Origin of the sequence: Kitasatospora sp. NPDC056446, from assembly GCF_042796115.1 — a bacterium.
GTDB lineage: Bacteria > Actinomycetota > Actinomycetes > Streptomycetales > Streptomycetaceae > Kitasatospora.
Genome location: NZ_JBHTRF010000212.1, coordinates 1 through 1,523 on the forward strand (window position 1 = coordinate 1; position 1,523 = coordinate 1,523).

General features: G+C 62.1%; 2 protein-coding genes. Both read right to left on the reverse strand.

The annotated features are described in order from the left end of the window. Positions 1-85: 85 nt before the first annotated feature. Entirely contained in the window at positions 86-1,069 is a 984-nt protein-coding gene (locus ACFQ6N_RS40740; RefSeq protein WP_141401632.1) for a hypothetical protein, read from the reverse strand. 181 nt (positions 1,070-1,250) lie between these two features. After that, a partial coding sequence (locus ACFQ6N_RS40745) for a 2OG-Fe(II) oxygenase (protein WP_380659187.1) occupies positions 1,251-1,523 on the reverse strand: 273 nt, incomplete at its 5' end.

The following is a 1,523-nucleotide window of genomic DNA, read 5'->3' on the forward strand; positions in this document are numbered from 1 at the left end:
CGGCGCTTTCAGACTGCAGGATGACCTTCATGTGCGCAGCCGCTTGGATTGCCGGGAAAGGGGCATGACGGACGACACGATCACGTCAGCTGTCACTGTCGCGGTGCCCAGGGCGCTCAGGCTCCATCGGCGCATCCCCGGAAATCCGGAAGAGCGTCAGTCGTCCCTTGGTCACACCAGCATCGCCGCGCGCCTCGATGTCCGAGAACGAGACCAGGACAGACCCATCCGGCATTCGATGCGCGGAAGGAGCGAATGGATTGTAGGCAAGCCGTTCCGTCAGGAGCTGCTCGGGACCTGCCCTGCCCTGCACATCCACTGCGCGCCTGTACAGATCGAAACTGACGGGAAACCGCGCTGTGGCGCCCTTGTAGGAAGGGTAGACATAGTAGATGTCCACGCCGCCGTCCTGTCGAGGCAGCGCGAACCCGTCGTGGACATCCGGCTTGTTCGGAGACTTTGCTGGCGAAAGCTCCACAGGGCCGGACCAGGTTCTGCAGTCGGGGCTGACGCTGTACAGCGTTGTCATGTAGCCACCTTCGGGCGCCTTCTGATAACTCATGAAGCAGCCATGCTGGCCCAGCGGCACCACGCGCGGATACGCCACGGGTGTCGATGCCGCCCCCTGAAACTCCGATGGTGATCGGGCATTGCGCATCGACATCCAGCGAGGACCGGTTCCCATTCCACGGAATGTCAGATAGAGATCGCCTTCTGCCTGCACCCATCGAGGTGCCTGGACCAGCTGGGTCAGTCCCGGGACATCCGGCAGCCGCTGTGGCGCCCCAAACCCCTGCGGCGTGGCCCGCGCGCGCCAAAGCGTGATATTGCTGAAATCAGCGTCACTGCCTGCAAAGTAGAGCCACGCATCGTTATCGATGTGAACGAGCACCGGAGCATCCTCCAGCACTGAACCAAACGACAGCGGCTCAGGCTGGTCCATGAGGCGACCATCAGAGGACCGGATCTGCATCAGCCGTGATGAGTCCATGTCGCCGCGGAGATACTGCGCATACACCACTTTGAATCCGCCGGCGGGCGCACTCAGTACCGCGATCTGCCGATCCACGCCGTTAGACACTGGAGACCGCCAGGTGCCCGCGGGGCCGACAGGCAGTTCCGTGGCCTTCGGAAGCACCATTGGCTTCGATGACACTGGATGTTGCGCAACCGGAGGCAGGCTTGGAGCAGCATCGGCCAAGGCGGGGGCGACGGCTGCATGGAACAGAAAGAAGACCGCGATCAGGCATCTAATTGGCATCTGAACACCAGATATTGCAGGCATACTTGCTCCCGCGGGTCACCGGTTGGCCCGCATGCAGCGCACCCGGATTGACGCTTCGCTGTTGTCGGCCACGGTTACGGAACATGAGCAGGGCGCCACGAAGAGGGCGCACACTCAGGTCGAAGGCAGGAAAGAGGGTTTCCCCGCCTTCGAACCCATCGTTGAGGTACGCAAGAAGTGTCCATGCGCGCGTGGACTGATCTGGCAGTCCTGCATCCAGGGGAACATCATAGTGTGG